The sequence below is a fragment of the Cecembia lonarensis LW9 genome (assembly GCF_000298295.1).
GTDB lineage: Bacteria > Bacteroidota > Bacteroidia > Cytophagales > Cyclobacteriaceae > Cecembia > Cecembia lonarensis.
Map to the genome: position 1 here is coordinate 1 of NZ_AMGM01000321.1, position 596 is coordinate 596.

Genomic DNA, 596 nt, shown 5'->3' on the forward strand with positions numbered 1-596 from the left:
GGCGGAGTACGAGTTGAAATCGCCGGCCAACAGCACCTTGTTGGTGTTGTGCTTCTTTTTCAGTCCCTGGGCGAACCGCACCAGGGCCTCTGCCTGATCAACACGCGCGGCATTCCATGCCCCTGCGCCATCTCCCTTATCCGCGTTGTCCGAACCGTCCTGGGGATCCGATCCCTTGGACTTGAAGTGATTGGCCACCGCCAGGAAGCGGGTCTTGGAGTTGCCACCCACACGCTGGAAGGCCTGCGCTAAGGGTTCGCGGGCGTTATAAAATGCTGGGTCTTCCAAGATGGTCGATTTACCGATGGTTTTCACGGCGTCGGCCTTGTAGATCATCGCGGTGCGGATGACATCCTCGTCGGCCGGAACCGATGAGGGGCTTGGTACGTACTTCCACTGCTGCGTTCCTGCAGCCTGGTTCAGCGCATCCACCAAGGTGGCCAGCGCGTCATCGCGGTCCAACCCAAAGCGGGCGGAATTTTCGATCTCTTCCAAGACCACGACGTCGGCGTCGAACTTGTTCAGGGCCGAGACGATCTTGGCCTGCTGGCGTGCGAGGTTTTCGCTGTTGGCGGCGCCGCGGGCGTCGCACCCAC

General features: G+C 60.9%; 1 protein-coding gene. It reads right to left on the minus strand.

Annotated elements, in window-relative coordinates:
• Positions 1 to 596 (minus strand): endonuclease/exonuclease/phosphatase family protein (locus B879_RS24295; RefSeq protein ID WP_040401668.1); only part of this gene is annotated, 596 nt, incomplete at both ends.